The following is a 17,961-nucleotide window of genomic DNA, read 5'->3' as shown; positions in this document are numbered from 1 at the left end:
TACGCTCACTCCGCAAGCGCAAATTCCAACAACAAATTCCGCTCCCAATCGTTGAAATTGTTGTCGCTCCCGAGCACGATCCGGGTCTCCCCGTCCGGCGCGGTGTGCACCGCCACCTGCTCCATATTGTCGATCGCCCCGCCGCTGGCCTGTAGCAGCACCGCGCCCTTCATCAAATTCCCCGGCCGCACATCCGCCGCTGGCACCGACCGCAGCGTCATGGTGAAGGCGAGGAACGACACCCCCCGCTCCAGCACCAACAGATCCCCATTCGGCAAAAACGCGCAATCGGTCGGGTTCACGTCCGGGCTCGACTGATAGCTCAGCGACCCCTTGTCGTTCTGCCCCAAAAGCCACGCCACATGCTGGCCGTCATCGTCGATCACCCCCTCGGTCAGCAGCAGCGTCGATCCCGCAATCGGCGACGCATCCGGCGCAATACATACCGCCTCCAGCGACTCATTGGTGCGCGTATCGGTCAGCCATTTGGGAATTTCGATTTCCTTGGCCGGACCGCCGGGCACGCCATCGGTCAGCGCAAATTCCGCCACCCGCGTCAGGTGCTCGAACCCAACGCGCACCGCCACCGGTACGCCATCGCGCATCACCGCCGCGATCGCCTCGGCATCCCGGCTATATTGCCGTGGCAGCGGCACGCCCTTGGAATTCTGGATCGCCTCGATGGTCACGCCGATAAAGCCGAACAGCCGCCCGGCCTCGTCATAGGCCAGTTGCCCCGAGACGAAATTCCCGCGGTCCGACACCAGCGCCACTTTCTGCTCCGGGCCGGTAAAAGCCAGCCCCGAGAGCCCGCCAAACGTATCGTCCTGGCTGACCATCGCAATGCCGCCGCGCCAGATCAGCTTGTCGACCTGCCCGTCCAGCGCCACGCCCCGAAAATCGGTGATCTGCACCGCGCCCACCGTCAGCTCCGCCGCATCGGCCTGGCAAATCGCCAGGCCGGCAAGCGCCAGCGCGACAGCGCCGCGGATCATCCGCGCCGTCCCCGTCGCGTCTGTGCCGGTGGCTCCTCGTCGAACAAAGCCGCCAACTCATCCGTCAGCGCCCCGCCCAACTCCTCGGCATCCAGCAGCGTCACAGCGCGGCGATAATACCGCGTCACGTCATGCCCGATCCCCACCGCCACCAACTGGATCGGCGAGCGCGTCTCGATATCCTCGATCACCTGCCGCAAATGGGCTTCCAGATAATTGCCGGCATTGACCGATTGCGTGCTGTCATCCACCGGCGCGCCATCCGAAATCACCATCAGGATGCGCCGGCTCTCCGGCCGCGACATCAGGCGCTTGCGCGCCCATTCCAGCGCCTCGCCGTCAATATTCTCCTTCAGCAGCCCCTCGCGCATCATCAGCCCAAGATTACGCCGCGCATGGCGCCATGGCTCGTCGGCCGCCTTGTAGATGATGTGGCGCACGTCGTTGACGCGGCCCGGATTGGCCGGACGATTGGCCTCCAGCCACGCCTCGCGCGATTTGCCGCCCTTCCAGGCGCGCGTGGTGAAGCCCAAAATCTCCACCTTGACCCCGCACCGCTCCAGCGTCCGCGCCAGAATATCCCCGCAGATCGCCGCAATGGTGATCGGCCGCCCGCGCATCGAGCCCGAATTGTCGATCAGCAGCGTCACGATCGTGTCGCGGAAATCGGTGTCGTTCTCAACCTTGAAGCTCAGCGCTTGCATCGGATCGGTGACCACGCGGGTCAGTCGCGCCGTGTCCAGCAGACCCTCTTCCAGGTCGAACTGCCAGCTGCGATTCTGCTTGGCCATCAGCCGCCGCTGCAGCTTGTTGGCCAGTCGTGCCACCGCACCCGCAAGGTTCTCCAGCTGCTTGTCGAGCAGCGCCCGCAATTGGTCGAGTTCCTCGGGCGGGCAGAGTTCGCTCGCCTTGACGATCTCGTCGAACTTCTGCGTAAAAATCTTGTAGTTGAACTGATTGCTAAGCTGCGTGCCGCCATCCTTGGCCGGCGGCGGCATCGGCGCGTCTTCGCCGGCTTCGGACGCCGCGTCCTCGTCGGTATCGGCCATGTCGCTGTCGATGCCGTCGACGTCACCGGTTTCCTCGGTATCGCCAGCGCTCTCGTCCTGCTCAGAATCCGACTGCTCGTTCTCGCCCTCGCCCTGCTCTGGCGACTGATCGCTCCCTTCGGCCTGATCCGGCTCCTGGTCGTCCCCGTTTTCCTCGTCGGAAGCGTCGGGGTCTTCCATTTCGCTTTCGGGCATCAGGTTGAGGTCGCGCAGCAGCGCCTTGGCGACGCGCGAAAAGTCGTCCTGGTCCTCGAACCGGGTCATCAGCTTGTCGAGCGACTCCCCGCCCTTGGCTTCGATTTCCGCCCGCCACAGGTCGACCAGCTTGTGCCCCGATGGCGGCACCGGCACCCCGGCCAGCTTTTCCCGCAGCAGCAAGCCCAGCGCCTCCGCAATCGGCGCATCGCCACGATCGTTCACCTCGGCGAAATTGGCGCGGAACAGCCGGTCTTCCAGCATTTCCCCGATATTGCCCACCATGCCGGGCATGCGCACGCAGCCAAGAGCCTCGACCCGAGCCTGCTCCAGTGCATCGAACGCCGCCCGCGCCATCGGATCGATCGGCGAGCGCTTGCGATGGGTTTCGGGATCGTGGCTGGCCAGCCGCATCGCCATGGCGTCGCCCTGCCCGCGCGCCACAGCGATATCGCGCCTGGTCGGCAGCCGCGGCAGGTTTGCCAGCCGCGCCTTGTCGGAGGTCAATAGCGGCCGGTCGGCGGTGAACGTCACTTCCAGGTCCGGCTTGCCCCCAATGGCGCGCACCGTCGCCCCCATGGCGGATTTGAACGCCTGGGTCTGGTCTGGCTTATTGGCTTTGTTGCGCGGTGGCTGTGCCATGAAAAATAGTCCGGCTAGAGTTTGGTCTGCGGCACGTGCACTGCCATCAGCAGCAGCATGGGACGAACGATTTCGTCGGCAAGGCCAGGATTGGCCTCAAGGTCAGCCTGGGTCGGGCTCCATTCGTCCATCGCATCAATGACGAAGCCAGCCTGAACCAGAGCCGTCACGATCGTGGAAATCTTGCGGTGATATTTGACGATGCCATCGACCACCCAATTGGTCACCCGCTCACCTTCGCGCGCATAGTCGCTGAGCGCAAACACCCGATAACCTTCGCCGTCGCTGAGCCATTCGGGATTGCCCCGCGCCGCAAAAATCGGATGCTCCATGGAAAACACGAACGCGCCGCCCGGCACCAGCGCCGCTTTGATTCGCGCGCACAGCGCATCGAAATCGGCGAGGTAATGCACCGCCAGCGACGAATAGATCAGCTCGAACTTGCCCTGCGGCTGATAGGTCTCAAGATCGGCCTGCTCGTAGGCAATCGGCAATCCCGGCCCACGCTCGGCAGCGCTCGCCAGCATCTTGCTCGACAGGTCGACCCCGACGACCTCGGCCGCGCCCTGCTCCACCGCCCAGCGGCAGAACGCCCCGAACCCGCATCCCAGGTCCAGAACCCGCGCGCCGTTCAGGCCCGGCAGCATACCTTTGAGCGACGGCCATTCGGGAGCCCCAGCCAGTCCCATCCGCGAGCGCGGAAACTGGCTGTACCCCTCAAAGAATGCCTGATCGTCATAGATATTCTGGGCCATGGTCCCGGGACACGTTTAAGGCAAAGGCCCCCTCACCCGGCCCTGCGGGCCGACCTCTCCCCCAGAGGGAGAGGTGAAGAAGAGGTCTAGCCGCACACCCCACCTCTCCCTGGGGGGAGAGGTCGCCGCAAAGCGGCGGGTGAGGGGGCCTTGCCAGGCATTAGTTTAAACGGCGACCGCCAGATTGGCCGAACTTTCCGGCAGATCTTCCCCGAACACACGCTGATAGAACTCGGCAACCACCGGGCGTTCCAGTTCATCGCATTTGTTCAGGAACGTCAGGCGGAACGAGAAGCCGATATCGCCAAAAATCTCGGCATTTTCGGCCCAGGTGATCACCGTACGCGGGCTCATCACCGTCGACAGGTCGCCATTGATGAAGGCCGAGCGCGTCAGGTCCGCCAGTCGAACCATGTTCGATACGGTCTTCTTGCCCTTATCATTGGCCGCATAGCTCTTGGCCTTGGCCAGAACGATGCCGACTTCCTTGTCATGCGGCAGATAGTTCAGCGTGGTCACGAGACTCCAGCGGTCCATCTGACCCTGGTTGATCTGCTGGGTGCCGTGATAAAGGCCCGACGTATCGCCCAGACCGATCGTATTGGTGGTCGAGAACAGCCGGAACGCCGGATGGGGCGTGATAACGCGGTTCTGGTCGAGCAGCGTCAGCCGGCCGGCAACTTCCAGCACGCGCTGGATCACGAACATCACATCGGGACGACCCGCGTCATATTCGTCGAAGACCAGCGCCACATTGTTCTGCACCGCCCACGGCAAAATGCCGTCGCGGAATTCGGTGATCTGCTTGCCGTCCTTGAGCACGATCGCGTCCTTGCCGACGAGATCGATACGCGACACATGCGAATCAAGGTTCACACGCACCATCGGCCAGTTCAGCCGCGCGGCGACCTGCTCGATGTGCGTCGATTTACCCGTGCCGTGATAGCCCTGCACCATGACGCGGCGGTTGAACGCAAAGCCCGCCAGGATCGCCAGCGTGGTGTTGCGGTCGAACAGATAGTCCGGGTCCATTGGCGGCACATGCTCGGTGCGGTTGGCATAGCCTGGCACCACCATGTCGGTATCGATGCCGAACAGCTCGCGGGCCTTGTACTGGGTATCGGGCAGATTGGTAAATTCGCTCATGGCAGGGCTCTTGGCAGCAAGGACTTGAAGGGCGGGGGACAGACGAAAGTGCGGGCTCTATAGCAGCAATGTGACGGGCCGGGTAGCCGTCAGACGGGCATGGGGTGCCGCCATTTGGCGACACGTCACTTCGCGACGAAGCCGGCTTTCTTGAGGTGGGCGTAGGCAGCAATGACAGCCCGCAGCCGATCCTCGGACGACTTGTCGCCGCCATTGGCATCGGGATGGTGCAGCTTGACCAGCGTTTTGTACGCCTTCTTGATCTCTTCGGACTTGGCCTGGCCCATGATGCCCATGGTCTCGAGCGCACGCCGGTCCTGCTCGTGCAGCGGGCGCGAGCGTTCCTCGGCGGGCTTCTGCGCCTGGCGATGCCGATACTTGGCGAATACGCCGAACGGATCGCCATATTTGTCGGCGGACCCCACGCCCGCCGTCTTGGCGGTCTTGGAAGCGCGCGCGCCGGGCTGCCCGGTGCCAAAGCTGGTGCGGGCCTCGGGCTGAGGCGGAGTATGTAGCGCCTCGTCCAGCGCTTCCTTGTCCATCCCGGCAAAAAAGTTGAACGTCGCATTGTACTGGCGCACATGCTCGAGGCAGTAGTTGAAATACTCCCCCGCGCTGCGGCTGCCCTTGGGCGCCTTATTGGTAGCCGGCTTGTTACACCCGTCCCAATCGCAGGTTATGGCTGCGGGCTCGGGTTTTACGTCGCGGCGCGACCGGATACGGATATTATCGAAGAGCTTGGAATCGGATTTCATTGCGCCTAGCTACTTGCTCGAATTTACTCAACAGAAACGCCAAACCATGTCCATGACTGACACCATCACTGACAAGCTGACCCGGGCGTTTATGCCCGCTCATCTCGAAGTCATCGACGAATCCCAACAGCACCACGGTCATTCCGGGTGGCGGGAGGGTGGTGAAACCCATTTTCGAGTCAGAATCGCGACCCGTCATCTTGAGGGCAAGTCGCGCGTGGCGCAACACCGCGCCGTCATGGAAACACTCGACGCCGAACTCAAAGCCGGCGTCCACGCCCTCGCCATCGAGGTTTTGCCCGCCGATGGTCCGTTTGAATTGCCGAACCGGGTCTAGCGCATATTGTTCAAAAAAGCGCTGACTGAAGTCGGATCGACCCCTTTTTCAATAAACGCCTTGCCGATTCCGCGCGTCAAAATAAATGTCAGCGCCCCGCGCGAGACCTTCTTGTCCTGCGCGATCGCCGCCATCAATGTCTCGGTGCTGCCGAGCGCGCCCGGTATGTCACCCAATATAGTGGGCAACCCGCTCTTTTTCAAATGCGCCACGATCCGCCCGGTATCCTGGCTCGGCGCCAGCCCCAGCCGCGCCGAAAAACCATGCGCCAGCACCATGCCGATGGCCACGCCCTCGCCATGCAGCAGCCGGTCGCCATAGCCGGTGTCCTTCTCCAGCGCATGCCCGAACGTGTGCCCCAGATTGAGCAGCGCCCGAACGCCGAGTTCCTTCTCGTCCTCGATGACGACCCGCGCCTTATGCCGGCAGCAGCGCGCGATCGCCTCGCCCCGCGCCGGCCCACCAGCAAAAATCTCGGCCTGGTTTTCTTCCAGCCAGAAGAAAAACGCCTCGTCGTCGATCAACCCATATTTGACCACCTCGGCATAACCCGCTGCAAACTGCCGCGCATCCAGCGTGTCGAGCGTCGACAGGTCCGCCAGCACCAGCTTTGGCTGGTGAAACGCCCCGATCAAATTCTTGCCATGCGGCGAATTGATCCCGGTCTTGCCGCCGACCGAGCTATCCACCTGCGCCAAAAGCGAGGTCGGCATCTGCACGAAATCCATGCCCCGCCGCGTGATCGAGGCCGCAAATCCCGCCAGATCCCCAATCACCCCGCCGCCCAGCGCGATCACCAGATCGCCCCGCTCCAGCCTGGCCGCCAGCAGCCCCTCGACCGCCGTCTGCAAATGCGCAAACGACTTGGTGCTCTCCCCCGCCGGCAAAATTATCTCGGAATGCCCCAACCCCGCCCCGTCGAGCGATGCCAGCAACCGCGGCAACTGCGCCTTGGCCACATTCTCATCGGTGATAATCCCGTAGCGCCGTCCCGGAAACCGCTCGGCCAGGATCGCTCCGGCATCGTCCAACAGCCGGTCGCCGATCAAAATATCGTAAGCCCGCTCACCAAGCGCGACGTGAACGGTATGGGCGATCTCGGCCATCAAGAATCTTTCAGTTTTGCAGGTGGGCGAGAACCGCCTCGATCAGATCGGCCGCCACCACGTCCTGCGGCACATCGCGCGACACCACGGTCACATCGGCCTCGGCATAAATCGGATACCGATCCTCGATCAGCTTTTGCAGCGTCGCCCGTGGATTGGCGGTCTTGAGCAACGGCCGGTTGGACCGCCGCGACACCCGCGCGAACAGCAGGTCGAAATCGGCCTTGAGCCACACCGATACCGCCCCGGCCTTGACCTGCGCCCGCGTCTCCGCGCTGACAAAAGCCCCGCCCCCGGTCGCCAGGATGATATCGCGATCCTTGAGCACTCGCGCGATCACGCGGGCCTCGCCGGCGCGAAACTCGGGCTCGCCACGCTGTGCGAAAATCTCGGGGATCGTCATCTGCGCGGCTTTTTCGATTTCGTCGTCGCTATCGAGAAAGCTGCGCCCCAATTGGCCGGCCAGCCGCCGCCCCACCGTGGTCTTGCCGGCGCCCATCATGCCGACCAGCACCAGCGGGCGCCCGTCCAGTGCGTTGATCAGGTCTTGGGCACGCGCCTGGCGCTCTGCCGTGTCGGGTCTGCTCACAAGACGCTCCGCATGTGTCTTGAGCGTATCAAGCGGGGTGGAGGGTGTCTGTCAAGAACGACATGCTCCATGCCCCCGATGCGGGGCCTACCAGTTCGAAAGCTTTTAGTGCCATATTGCGCCCAAGTTTCGTGTCGGGATTGCCATGCCCACTCTTATCCGCCTGATCATCACCCTGCTGTTCCTCGCTGGGCTCGTCTATGCGGGCATGTTCGTGCTGGTGGCTTTCGTCGAGCCCAAGCCCAAGGAAGTCACCATCCGCATTCCGGCGCGCGACCTGCTCAACCAAAGCGCCCCCGCTTTGCCCGGCGGCACGGCCCCGGTCGAGCCGCCCTCGCTGGTCACGCCGGCGCCGCCCGTTGATGTCCCCGCGGCCACCGGCCCCGCAGCCAACATTCCCGTCGAATGAGCGGCGGCCACCTGATATCTGCGTTCCTCGAAATGATGAGCGCCGAACGCGGCGCGGCCAGGAATACCATCGAGGCCTACCAGCGCGACCTGTCCGATTACTCCGGCTTCCTCACTGGCCATCAGCAGACCCTGCTCACCGGCGGGCGAGAACATGTCGCCTCCTATCTCGATCATCTCAAGCGCGACGGCCTGTCGGCCGCCTCCTCCGCCCGCCGCCTCTCGGCAATCCGCCAATTCCACCGCTTCCTCTGCGCCGATGGCATGCGCAGCGATGACCCCACCCGCATCATCGCCAGCCCAAAAGCACGCCGCCCGCTTCCCAAAGTGCTGTCCATCGCCGAGGTCGACAAGCTTCTGACCACCGCCGAAGCCGAAGCCAATCTCGACGCCTCCCCGCAAAAACAGGCCGCCGCGCTCCGCCTCTATCTGCTGCTCGAACTGCTCTATGCCACCGGCATGCGCGTCTCCGAACTGGTCAGCCTCAAGCGGAGCGCCGTCATGCGCGACGCCAGCTTCCTCACCATCATCGGCAAGGGCAACAAGGAACGCGTCGTGCCCGTCAACGACCGCGCCCGCGACGCCATCAAGGCCTACCTCAAGACAATCGAGCCCGGAATCTGGCTCTTCCCCGCCAATAGCGCGGAAGGCTATCTTTCCCGCCAGGTCTTCGCCCGCGATCTCAAGGACCTTGCGATCAGCGCCGGCATCAGCCCCAGCCGCGTCGCCCCTCATGTGCTGCGCCACGCCTTCGCCAGCCACCTGCTGCACGGCGGCGCCGATCTGCGCGTGGTGCAGATGCTGCTCGGCCATGCCGATATTTCGACCACCCAGATTTACACCCATGTGCTAGACGAGAAGCTGCGCACCCTCGTGGAAACGCACCATCCCCTGGCGGAGTAGTTTACATGGCCAACCCCATCTGGATCGACCTGACCGCAACCGATACCAATTCGGTCATCATCAACGCCGCCCACATCGTCGGCATTTCCTATGGCCCTCGGCGCGACAATTCCGGCGAGATCATTAACGACCAGGTCATCGTCAACCTGACGGCCGCCATTGCGCCCTATGGCGCCTCGGTTCACATCACGGAAACTGTGGATGAACTGCGTTCCGCCATCGCCGACGCCACTCATAAGGCGCGTTAGGGCAACCCTTAACCTTGACTCCCCGTTCTCCCGCCGCCACTTTGCGGCCACTTTGGGGCGCAACAGCAGCGACCTTTACTCGGGTCGCAATAAAATGACCCTCAAAAGCATCGCGCGGACAAGTGGAAACCGGTTTTCCGCCCAAGCGATGCGATAACAAGGAACGCGAGCCGGCGATCAAATCGCATGAGGCTCCAACGGGCAGGTGGGATGCAGTCTTATCTCGATTTCGAAAAGCCGGTCGCTGAGCTTGAGGGCAAGATCGCCGAACTCAAGGCGCTTGCCACGACTGATCAGGCCGTCAGCATCGACGAGGAAGTCAACCGCCTCTCCGCGCGCGCCGATGAGGCGCTGGTCGATATCTATAAGCGCCTCACCCCCTGGCAGAAGACCCAGGTCGCCCGCCATCCGCAGCGCCCCCATTTTTCCGATTATATCGCCGGGTTGATCACCGAATGGGCGCCCCTCGCCGGCGACCGCAAATTCGCCGAGGATTCCGCCATCCAGGCCGGCCTTGGCCGCTTCAATGGCCAGTCCATCGCCATCCTGGGCCAGGAAAAGGGCAATTCTACCGAAAGCCGGCTGCGCCATAACTTTGGCATGGCCCGCCCCGAAGGCTATCGCAAGGCCGTCCGCATCATGGACATGGCCGACCGCTTCAATATTCCCCTGGTGTCCTTCGTCGATACCGCTGGCGCCTATCCGGGCATCGGCGCCGAGGAACGCGGCCAGGCCGAGGCCATTGCCCGCTCCACCGAAAAATCGCTCGAACTGGGTGTCCCCAACCTCGCCATCATCATCGGCGAAGGCGGCTCCGGCGGCGCCATCGCCATCGCCACCACCAATCGCGTGCTGATGCTGGAGCACGCCATCTATTCGGTGATTTCACCGGAAGGCGGCGCCTCGATCCTCTGGAAAGACGCGGCCCGCGCCCAGGACGCCGCCACCAATATGAAGATCACCGCCACCGACCTGCTCGGCTTCGGCGTCATCGACGGCATCATCCCCGAACCCTCGGGCGGCGCCCATCGCCAGCCCCAGTTCGTCATGGACGCCACCCGCAACGCCATCGCGACGTTCCTCAGCGACTTCGCCGGCAAGGGGCGCCTCGAAACCCGCGAACACCGCCGCGAAAAATTCCTGGCGATCGGGTCGACGTTCTAGGCTTTCGTCACCTCTCCCTCGGGGGGAGAGGTCGACCCTCTTGGGTAGGGTGAGGGGGCCTTTGGCTCCTTTTTCATCTACAGACCGTACCGGCCACAAAAAAAGCGGGGCCTCAGCCCCGCCTTCCTGAATTAACTGACCGCCGAACCTTATTGCGCCGGCGCCGCATCACCCTGCGACTCTGTCGCGGCCGGATCGGTCTGCGCCGCAACGGCAGCGGCCAGCGCGGCGTCCGGAATATCGATCTTGACGCCGTCCATCAGCTTGGCGACCACGCCGTCAAACGTGCTCATCAGCAACTGCTGCTGCAACTGGCCACCGATCTGCTCGATCGGGGCGGCGGAGGACTCGCGCTTTTCCTCAAGCTTGATGATGTGCCAGCCGAACTGGGATTCCACCGGCGCCGAAATCTGGCCGACATCGGTCAGCGCGAACGCCGCGTCCTCGAACGGGCCAACCATCATGCCCTTGGAGAAAAAGCCCAGATCGCCGCCATTGGCCGCGCCCGGATCAATCGATTTTTCCTTGGCGATGGCGGCGAAATCGCCACCGGCCTTGAGTTCGGCCTCGATGGCGTCGGCCTCTTCCTTGGTCTTGACCAGGATGTGGCTGGCATGGATTTCCTGGGCCGGCTTGAAGGCCGCAACATACTCGGCATACTTCGCACGAACGGCGTCTTCGGTGACCGTATTTGCGATGGCATCCGAGAAATACACGCGGCGCAGGGCGCGTTCCTTGAGATAGTCGAGGCGCTGCTGGAACAGCGGCGTGCTATCCATGCCGGCATCCTTGGCGGCCTTGGACATCACTTTCATATCAATCAAGACACGCACCAAGAAAGCGCGCTGCTCGGCCGGCGGCATCTGGCTGAGTTCCTGGGCCAGGTCTTCGGACGCGAAGGAAAGATCGGCCTCGGTGATGGTATCGTCGCCAACCGTGGCAACCACGTCTTCAGGCTTGGGTGCAACCGGGGCGGCCGCGGGAGCGGCCGGCGCATCGGTGGCGGCCGGGGCCGCGGGGGCGGCGTCCTGCGCCATGGCCGGGGCAATTGCCACGCTCGCCAGAACCAGCGCCAGCATGCTGACGGTCTGGGCGAGGCGTTTGGAAGTATTCGACATCAAAGCATTCTCCTTGCCGGCACCCTGCTGGGGCGCCGATGCTCGTTATGGCCCGCGACGCGGCGGCACCCTGTTTTGGCGACAGGCGGCGGAACAGATCGCGCCGTCGGCCTGCCCCTCGCACGGTAACGGGGCCAAAATGTGCCAGATCGGATCAATCGACCGTCATTGCAGCCAGAAAAAACCAGCCTGGCCGGACCATTTCCGGGAGGGCGGCGAAGATGTCGCCCATTTCGGCGACGTTGACAAGACAAGGGCTCGCTCTTACATCAACAGCGCATTTGACGACCATGAGCGACATAGCCGGACCGCAATTCCGGCGCGATCATGGACAACAGACATTCGGAGCGCGGACCGCTCCACCATCGCGCTGATGAGGCTGACCTCCATGGCCGCAAATCCGCCCATAGACTATGGCTTCTCACCGCAGCGATGAGCATCAAAAGGACCTGACATATGGCACTAGCAGCGCTTGCCCGGAGGATTTTCGGTTCTCCGTCGGACCGGCATGTGAAGCGCTTCCACGCCAAGGTCGCCGCGATCAACGCGCTTGAGGCCGAGCTGGAAAAGCTTTCCGATGACGAGTTGAAGGCACGGACGGCCGTATTCAAGGATCAGCTCGCCAAAGGCGCCGATCTCGATGATTTGATCGTCCCGGCTTTCGCCACGGTTCGCGAAGCATCCAAGCGCGTGCTCGGCATGCGCCATTTCGACGTGCAGCTGATCGGCGGTATGGTGATGAACGACCGCGGCATCGCCGAGATGCGCACCGGCGAGGGCAAGACCCTGGTGGCGACGCTGCCAATGTATCTCAATGCCTTGACCGGTCAGGGCGCCCACCTCGTGACCGTCAACGATTACCTGGTCAAGCGCGACGCGGCCTGGATGGGCCAGATCTACAATTTCCTGGGCCTGTCATGGGGCGTCATCGTGCATGGCCTGACCGATGCCGAGCGCAAGGCCGCCTATGCCGCCGACATCACCTACGCCACCAATAACGAGCTGGGCTTCGATTACCTGCGCGACAACATGAAGTATACGCGCGCCCAGATGGTGCAGCGCGGCCATGCCTACGCCATCGTCGACGAAGTTGACTCCATCCTGATCGACGAGGCCCGTACGCCGCTGATCATTTCGGGTCCGTCCGATGATCGCAGCGAGCTCTACACCACGCTCGACGCGCTGATGCCGCTGATCGGCGACGACGATTTCGAGCTGGACGAAAAGCAGCGCGCGGCAACCTTTACCGATGCGGGTGTCGAAAAGCTGGAAGCCGCGCTCACCGAAAGCGGGCTGATGAAATCGGGCTCGCTCTACGACATCGAAAACGTCGCCCTGGTGCACCACGCCAATTCGGCCCTGCGCGCCCACCGCCTGTTCCGCAAGGACAAGGACTATATCGTCCGCCAGACACCCGAAGGCGGGGAAGTCGTCATCATCGACGAGTTCTCTGGCCGCATGATGCCGGGCCGCCGCTATTCGGAAGGCCTGCACCAGGCCCTGGAAGCCAAGGAACACGTCAAGATCCAGCCGGAAAACCAGACCCTGGCCTCGATCACCTTCCAGAACTATTTCCGCCTCTACAAGAAGCTGGCCGGCATGACCGGTACGGCCGCGACCGAGGCCGAGGAATTCGCCGACATCTACAAGCTCGACGTCGTCACGGTGCCCACCAACGTTGCGGTGCAGCGCCAGGATGACGAAGACGCCATTTTCCGCACCGCCGCTGAAAAGTTCGACGCTATCGCCGACCTGATCAAGCAGTGCCAGGATCGCGGCCAGCCGGTGCTGGTCGGCACGACCTCGATTGAAAAGTCGGAAATGCTGGCTGACCTCCTGCGTAAGAAGAATGTCGGCGAGATGAACGTGCTCAACGCGCGCCATCACGAACAGGAAGCCCATATCGTGGCCGATGCCGGCCTGCCGGGCGCCATCACCATCGCCACCAACATGGCCGGCCGCGGCACCGACATCCAGCTCGGCGGCAATCTCGAAATGCGCATCGAGCGCGAGACCGAAGGTCTCGAAGGCGCCGAGCGCGACGCCAAGATCGAAAACATCAAGGCGACCATCGCCACCAACAAGGCCAAGGCCATCGCCGCCGGCGGCCTGATGGTGATCGGCACCGAGCGCCATGAAAGCCGGCGCATCGACAACCAGCTCCGTGGCCGTTCCGGCCGCCAGGGCGATCCGGGCCATTCGGCCTTCTTCCTGAGCCTTCAGGATGACCTGATGCGCATTTTCCCGGTCGACAGCATGGATTCCATGCTCGGCAAGCTCGGCCTCGAGCAGGGCGAAAGCATCACCCATCCGTGGGTCACCAAGGCCATCGAGCGCGCCCAGGGCAAGGTCGAAAGCCGCAACTTCGATATCCGCAAGAACATCCTGAAATACGACGACGTGATGAACGATCAGCGCAAGGTGATCTTCGAGCAGCGCATCGAAATGATGGATGCCGAGGACGTCAGCGACACCGTCAAGGACATGCGCCACTATGTGGTCGAGGCCATCGTCGCCAAGGCCATTCCGCCGCGCTCCTATCCCGAGCAGTGGAACATCGAGCAACTGGTCGCCGCTGCCAAGACCTACCTGAACGTCGACGCCCCGATCCAGGCCTGGGCCGAGGAAGAAGGCATCGACCAGGAGACGGTCGAGGAGCGTCTCGTCGACCTGGCCAATGCCGGCGCTGCCGCCAAGGCCGCGCAATATTCGCCCGACATCATGCGCCAGGTGGAAAAGTCCATCCTGCTGCAGTCGATCGATGGCCTGTGGCGCGAGCATCTGGTGACGCTGGATCACCTCTCCAAGGTGGTCGGCTGGCGCGGCATCGCCCAGCGCGATCCGCTCAACGAATACAAGCAGGAATCCTTCGAACTATTCGAGGCACTGCTGACCAATCTGCGCGAACTGGTGACCACCCAGCTCAGCCATATCCAGCTGCAGATCCGCCAGCCAGAACCCCTGCCGACCCCCGACCTGTCGCGCCTCAGCGAAGTCCATATCGACCCCACTACGGGCGAGAACGACGCGGAAACCGACGTTTCCGGCACCGTGCCGGGCCTCGGTTTTGCCGCCGGCGCCTTCGCCGATGGCAGCCAGGACGAGAGCGACGCCGACCGGAGCCTGCGCCCGATCGACCCGGCTCTGCTGGTGGGCGTCTCTCGCAACGCCCCCTGCCCCTGCGGCTCAGGCAAGAAGTTCAAGCACTGCCACGGCGCGTTCTAACCGCCTCGCAGTTGAAATCGCAAAAGCCCGGACCTCGGTCCGGGCTTTTTGTTGCACTGGCCATATCCCCACACCCACCGCCTCCCGCGGACTTGATCCGCGGGCCTCTTGCCGCTGTGCCGTGCTGAGAGTGACCCGCGGATCAAGTCCGCGGGAAGGGCCGGTGAATGTGGAGCAACTGCACTCACAAATCTCCCCGATCAACACCCCACCCGCAGTTCCGCATATCCCGTCATCCCATCCGCCCCCGACGACACCACCGACAGCGTACATTGCGTCCCCTTGAGGATGGCATTGCCGCCGGCCGTAATAATGGTGCCATCGGTGAACGACACATAGGTCGCCGCCACTTCGGTGACCGAGACCACCGCCGGGGTGCCGCAGATCGGGTAGCTGTCGCCATTGGCGACAAGGAAGCGCTTGCCCTGCGGAATGCAGTCCGTCTGCGGCCCGGTCGTGGCGGCGGTAACGCCCGCCGCTGGCGCCGCAGTCCCGCTGGTGCTCGCCTGCCCGCGCCAGTTCTGTTCGAGGATGCCCAGCCGGTTGCTGAGGTCCTGCAGCGTGTCGCTGGCCGGCACCGCAATATCGCCCGGGCGCTGCTGCTGGCTGAACAATTGCAGGCTGATGCGGATCTGGGCGATATCGGTGGCAACCCGGTTCAGGTCGCGCTGGGTTTCGGCATAGACCCAGGCGGAGGTCGCGATGGCGGCGACAGCCACGAGGCCCACGGCGAAAACCAGCAGGCGCGCGGATTGCGCTGGCTTGGCTGGCCTGGTCTCAGGCTCGCCAATATCCGATTTCGACACACCCGGCAGTGCCCACTTCTCGTCCAAAGCGATAGTCTCCATTGCAGGTGCCGACCTTGGGCGGAACGCGGTCGGCCTCGAACAGGTCAAAACCCTGTTTGAGGTTCTTCCAGAAACCCAGCCACGGCTGCGGCTCGATCTGCGCCATGTTGGCGTCGCTGAGCACGAACGGCAGCGCCTGGATATCGACCGCCTCCTGTCCACCCAGCAGCGCGGCCTCCACGATAGCATAAATCTGGTCGACATTGGGATCGCCCATCGCATAGCAGCCGACCGATGAGCACCCGCCATGCACCATCAGTGCCGACCCGGTCCGATCCAGACTCTGGTCATAAGCATTGGGAAAGCCCAGATTGAACGCCAGATGGTGACGCGAATTGGGATTGAGCTGCTTGCGCCCGACCCGGTAAAACCCTTCCGGCGCCTGGTTGTCGCCCTCGCGCAGCTTGGGCCCCAGGCGCCCGGAATAATTGCAGATGTCATAGACCCGAAACAGCTCGAACCTGCGGCCTTCGCCCTGCATCCAGACTTCGAGCCGCTTCTCCTGCTTGAAGATACGGATGAAGGCCGGATTGCCCAACGCAAAGCCTGCCGTATGCAGATCGGCGACCAGTTGGCTGCGGTCGTATGCGGGCTCAACCTCTGGCGGCTTAGGCGGCGCAGGCATGTGGTTCACCAAAAGCGGCAGTCCGATCGCAAGTACGGCCATCCCGGCGAGCCCAAGCAGAACCAGCAGTCCCAACCGTCCCGGTTTGCGCTCGCCCATGCCTTGCTCCTGCGTCCCTCAGGACGTGCGGCACGATCGCGCCGGAAAGATGGCTGCTGGCAGTGGAGATTGCCGCGCTCATTACCCCCACCCGGCCTCCCCCTGAAGGGGGAGGAGAAGAAAGTTAGGACGACGTACGATCTCGTTCAACCCGCCGGAAGACCCCTCCCCCTTCCAGGGGGAGGTAGGGTGGGGGTCACTGGAGCAATACCAAGGCGAGATACACCCTCGGCCCTAGCTCCGCACCAGTGCCGGCATTGGCACGGGAGCCGGCTGCCCGGTGATCACCGGCGCAACATCCGGCTGGCCCCCAAACATCGAACCGATCCCACCGAAAAGGCCGCCCACAGCACCCGTCACCGCTTCACCGCGCGCCTTGATGGCGGCTTCGGACGCCGCCTGCTGCTCGGCGCTCTGGATATGGTTGGCCACCGCCGCCTCATCGGCCGCCTGCTTGGCGAGCAGCGCCGCGCTCGCCGTCACCACGGGACAAGCCCCCATGGCGTCGAGCGGCACGCCCGAAGTCGTATTGAAAATATACTGCCGCTCGCACACGTCCCAGGTCGGCGGCGTCTTGTTCAGTTCGAACAGGTCATAGCCTTCCTTGATGTCTTTCCAGAACGGCATGTTGGGGTCCGAAGCGTGGGCGGCCAGGTTCGCGGCGGTCATGCGGAACGGAAAAAGCTGCAGCTGGAAGCTGGGATTGCCGCCCTTGAAGCTTTCGCGCGCCAGCGTGTAGATTTCCGCAATACCCTCATCGGTCATGGCGTAGCAGCCGCGCGACGAGCAATCGCCATGCATCATCAAATCGCTGCCGGTGCGGCCCCACGAGCGGTCGAACTTGTTGGGAAAGCCGGTGTTGAAGGCCAGGTAGTAATTGGACTTCGGATTCATCAGGCCGGGCGTGATGTTGTAAAAGCCCTCGGGGCTCTGGCGATCGCCTTCCTTGACCTTGGGGCCGAGGCCGCCCGAAAAGGCGCAAATCTGGTAGGTCTTGAGCAGGCGGTATTGGCCCGCGGTGCTGCGTTTCCAGACTTCGACGACGCTTTCCTCTTTGAACAGGCGCACCACCATGCCCTCGCCGGGCGTGGAGCCGATGGCCTTGATCGCGGACACCAGGCCGCTGTTGAGCGGCTGGTTCTGGCGATTGTCGCCCTTGACCAGGCCGCCACAGGCAGCCAGGGCAAAGCCAACCCCGGCGATGATGAGGATCGTTGCAAGCTTGTGCAAAAGGGACGAGTTCAAGGTAATTGCAGCCTGATAGTGAAAGAGTCGGTTTACCTCTACGCCGCCTTGGTTAGCAGAGGATGAGAACTCTTGGTTAACCAACAGTTACCATGGTCGCGAAACGCCCGGTAGCGGCCGATAAACAATTCAATGCCGAATTTTTGATTGCCGAACCGCGTGATTTTTCCGCATCGGCCCGCGCCGAGGCAGGGGGGTAGTCACCCCCACCGCATTCGCCACCCATCCACCACGTTGCCCACCCCACTGTCCTTCCCGCGGGCTTGACCCGCGGGCCTCTCGCCACCCCACCGAATTCCGTGCAACCGGACAGTGCCCCGCGGGTCAAGCCCGCGGGAAGACCGGTGAGTGTGAGAGCGCGGTGATCAAGCCATACTCGACCTCTGACACGCCCGCCTCCCCAATCCACCCGCCCCATCGTCCCCTCCCCCTTGAGGGGCTTCGCGGCGTCCCGAAGGGCAAATCGCTCCAGTGGAGCGATTTGAGACAAGAAGGCCATGAGGGCTATG

The 17,961-nt window shown here is 63.2% G+C and carries 18 protein-coding genes; 7 read left to right on the top strand and 11 right to left on the bottom strand.

Going from position 1 to position 17,961, the window contains the following annotated elements; genetic code table 11:
* Positions 1 to 5: 5 nt before the first annotated feature.
* The 5 genes from ABIB57_RS25255 to ABIB57_RS25235 form a co-directional block, all read right to left on the bottom strand.
* A complete protein-coding gene (locus ABIB57_RS25255; protein ID WP_354044124.1) occupies positions 6 to 995 on the bottom strand; it encodes an esterase-like activity of phytase family protein in 990 nt (329 codons plus the stop codon).
* Positions 992 to 2,881 (bottom strand): cobaltochelatase subunit CobT, encoded by a 1,890-nt coding sequence (gene cobT / locus ABIB57_RS25250; RefSeq protein WP_354044122.1) that lies wholly within the window; start codon positions 2,879 to 2,881, stop codon positions 992 to 994. Before cobT ends, ABIB57_RS25255 begins: the two co-directional genes overlap by 4 nt.
* A gap of 14 nt (positions 2,882 to 2,895) precedes the next feature.
* Positions 2,896 to 3,636 carry a class I SAM-dependent methyltransferase gene (locus tag ABIB57_RS25245; protein ID WP_354044121.1) on the bottom strand — a complete coding sequence of 247 codons (741 nt, stop codon included), beginning with the start codon at positions 3,634 to 3,636 and terminating at the stop codon, positions 2,896 to 2,898.
* A 165-nt stretch (positions 3,637 to 3,801) separates the two neighbouring features.
* Positions 3,802 to 4,782 (bottom strand): cobaltochelatase subunit CobS, encoded by a 981-nt coding sequence (gene cobS, locus ABIB57_RS25240; protein WP_354044119.1) that lies wholly within the window; start codon positions 4,780 to 4,782, stop codon positions 3,802 to 3,804.
* Between the two features lie 125 nt (positions 4,783 to 4,907).
* The gene (locus tag ABIB57_RS25235) at positions 4,908 to 5,537 is read right to left on the bottom strand and encodes a J domain-containing protein (protein ID WP_354044118.1); all 630 of its coding nucleotides are present in this window, start codon (positions 5,535 to 5,537) and stop codon (positions 4,908 to 4,910) included.
* A gap of 52 nt (positions 5,538 to 5,589) precedes the next feature.
* Here ABIB57_RS25235 and ABIB57_RS25230 point away from each other — a divergent pair, with 52 nt between their 5' ends.
* Positions 5,590 to 5,874, top strand: a complete 285-nt coding sequence (locus tag ABIB57_RS25230) for a BolA family protein (protein ID WP_354044116.1) — start codon at positions 5,590 to 5,592, stop codon at positions 5,872 to 5,874.
* Here the strand turns inward: ABIB57_RS25230 and aroB are convergent.
* A complete protein-coding gene (aroB, locus tag ABIB57_RS25225; RefSeq protein ID WP_354044115.1) occupies positions 5,871 to 6,980 on the bottom strand; it encodes a 3-dehydroquinate synthase in 1,110 nt (369 codons plus the stop codon). The genes ABIB57_RS25230 and aroB overlap by 4 nt on opposite strands.
* A gap of 10 nt (positions 6,981 to 6,990) precedes the next feature.
* A complete protein-coding gene (locus ABIB57_RS25220; RefSeq protein ID WP_354044114.1) occupies positions 6,991 to 7,569 on the bottom strand; it encodes a shikimate kinase in 579 nt (192 codons plus the stop codon).
* A 145-nt stretch (positions 7,570 to 7,714) separates the two neighbouring features.
* Here ABIB57_RS25220 and ABIB57_RS26895 point away from each other — a divergent pair, with 145 nt between their 5' ends.
* The 4 genes from ABIB57_RS26895 (at position 7,715) to ABIB57_RS25200 (ending at position 10,292) form a co-directional block, all read left to right on the top strand.
* Entirely contained in the window at positions 7,715 to 7,978 is a 264-nt protein-coding gene (locus tag ABIB57_RS26895; RefSeq protein WP_502914480.1) for a hypothetical protein, read from the top strand.
* Positions 7,975 to 8,880: a site-specific tyrosine recombinase XerD gene (gene xerD, locus ABIB57_RS25210; RefSeq protein ID WP_354044112.1), complete on the top strand. Its 906-nt coding sequence runs from the start codon at positions 7,975 to 7,977 to the stop codon at positions 8,878 to 8,880. The genes ABIB57_RS26895 and xerD overlap by 4 nt, the downstream gene beginning before the upstream one ends.
* Before the next feature lie 5 nt (positions 8,881 to 8,885).
* Positions 8,886 to 9,128 carry a hypothetical protein gene (locus tag ABIB57_RS25205; RefSeq protein ID WP_299723650.1) on the top strand — a complete coding sequence of 81 codons (243 nt, stop codon included), beginning with the start codon at positions 8,886 to 8,888 and terminating at the stop codon, positions 9,126 to 9,128.
* Positions 9,129 to 9,338: 210 nt separating this feature from the next.
* The gene (locus tag ABIB57_RS25200; protein WP_354044111.1) at positions 9,339 to 10,292 is read left to right on the top strand and encodes an acetyl-CoA carboxylase carboxyltransferase subunit alpha; all 954 of its coding nucleotides are present in this window, start codon (positions 9,339 to 9,341) and stop codon (positions 10,290 to 10,292) included.
* A 149-nt stretch (positions 10,293 to 10,441) separates the two neighbouring features.
* Here the strand turns inward: ABIB57_RS25200 and ABIB57_RS25195 are convergent, their stop codons facing one another.
* Positions 10,442 to 11,410: a peptidylprolyl isomerase gene (locus ABIB57_RS25195; RefSeq protein ID WP_354044110.1), complete on the bottom strand. Its 969-nt coding sequence runs from the start codon at positions 11,408 to 11,410 to the stop codon at positions 10,442 to 10,444.
* Between ABIB57_RS25195 and ABIB57_RS25190 the strand changes: the two genes are divergently transcribed.
* Complete coding sequence (locus tag ABIB57_RS25190; RefSeq protein ID WP_354044108.1) at positions 11,394 to 11,846, top strand: hypothetical protein; 453 nt, start codon at positions 11,394 to 11,396, stop codon at positions 11,844 to 11,846. The genes ABIB57_RS25195 and ABIB57_RS25190 overlap by 17 nt on opposite strands.
* A gap of 20 nt (positions 11,847 to 11,866) precedes the next feature.
* Entirely contained in the window at positions 11,867 to 14,635 is a 2,769-nt protein-coding gene (secA, locus tag ABIB57_RS25185) for a preprotein translocase subunit SecA (RefSeq protein ID WP_354044107.1), read from the top strand.
* A 200-nt stretch (positions 14,636 to 14,835) separates the two neighbouring features.
* Here the strand turns inward: secA and ABIB57_RS25180 are convergent, their stop codons facing one another.
* The 3 genes from ABIB57_RS25180 to ABIB57_RS25170 form a co-directional block, all read right to left on the bottom strand.
* Entirely contained in the window at positions 14,836 to 15,468 is a 633-nt protein-coding gene (locus ABIB57_RS25180; protein ID WP_354044105.1) for a hypothetical protein, read from the bottom strand.
* Positions 15,413 to 16,207, bottom strand: coding sequence for a L,D-transpeptidase family protein (locus ABIB57_RS25175; RefSeq protein ID WP_354044104.1), 795 nt, complete (start codon positions 16,205 to 16,207; stop codon positions 15,413 to 15,415). The genes ABIB57_RS25180 and ABIB57_RS25175 overlap by 56 nt, the downstream gene beginning before the upstream one ends.
* A 234-nt stretch (positions 16,208 to 16,441) precedes the next feature.
* On the bottom strand, positions 16,442 to 17,437 hold the full coding sequence (locus tag ABIB57_RS25170; protein ID WP_354044102.1) for a L,D-transpeptidase family protein: 996 nt from the start codon (positions 17,435 to 17,437) through the stop codon (positions 16,442 to 16,444).
* Positions 17,438 to 17,961 lie beyond the last annotated feature (524 nt).

The sequence above is a fragment of the Devosia sp. UYZn731 genome (assembly GCF_040546795.1).
Lineage (GTDB): Bacteria > Pseudomonadota > Alphaproteobacteria > Rhizobiales > Devosiaceae > Devosia.
This window is presented reverse-complemented; position numbering and strand designations above follow the sequence as displayed.

Coding starts and splice junctions, on each gene's coding strand:
- ABIB57_RS25255 (WP_354044124.1), bottom strand. CDS start 995: ATGATCCGCGGCGCTGTCGCGCTGGCGCTTGCCGGCCTGGCGATTTGC.
- cobT (WP_354044122.1), bottom strand. CDS start 2,881: ATGGCACAGCCACCGCGCAACAAAGCCAATAAGCCAGACCAGACCCAG.
- ABIB57_RS25245 (WP_354044121.1), bottom strand. CDS start 3,636: ATGGCCCAGAATATCTATGACGATCAGGCATTCTTTGAGGGGTACAGC.
- cobS (WP_354044119.1), bottom strand. CDS start 4,782: ATGAGCGAATTTACCAATCTGCCCGATACCCAGTACAAGGCCCGCGAG.
- ABIB57_RS25235 (WP_354044118.1), bottom strand. CDS start 5,537: ATGAAATCCGATTCCAAGCTCTTCGATAATATCCGTATCCGGTCGCGC.
- ABIB57_RS25230 (WP_354044116.1), top strand. CDS start 5,590: ATGACTGACACCATCACTGACAAGCTGACCCGGGCGTTTATGCCCGCT.
- aroB (WP_354044115.1), bottom strand. CDS start 6,980: ATGGCCGAGATCGCCCATACCGTTCACGTCGCGCTTGGTGAGCGGGCT.
- ABIB57_RS26895 (WP_502914480.1), top strand. CDS start 7,715: ATGCCCACTCTTATCCGCCTGATCATCACCCTGCTGTTCCTCGCTGGG.
- xerD (WP_354044112.1), top strand. CDS start 7,975: ATGAGCGGCGGCCACCTGATATCTGCGTTCCTCGAAATGATGAGCGCC.
- ABIB57_RS25205 (WP_299723650.1), top strand. CDS start 8,886: ATGGCCAACCCCATCTGGATCGACCTGACCGCAACCGATACCAATTCG.
- ABIB57_RS25200 (WP_354044111.1), top strand. CDS start 9,339: ATGCAGTCTTATCTCGATTTCGAAAAGCCGGTCGCTGAGCTTGAGGGC.
- ABIB57_RS25195 (WP_354044110.1), bottom strand. CDS start 11,410: ATGTCGAATACTTCCAAACGCCTCGCCCAGACCGTCAGCATGCTGGCG.
- secA (WP_354044107.1), top strand. CDS start 11,867: ATGGCACTAGCAGCGCTTGCCCGGAGGATTTTCGGTTCTCCGTCGGAC.
- ABIB57_RS25175 (WP_354044104.1), bottom strand. CDS start 16,207: ATGGGCGAGCGCAAACCGGGACGGTTGGGACTGCTGGTTCTGCTTGGG.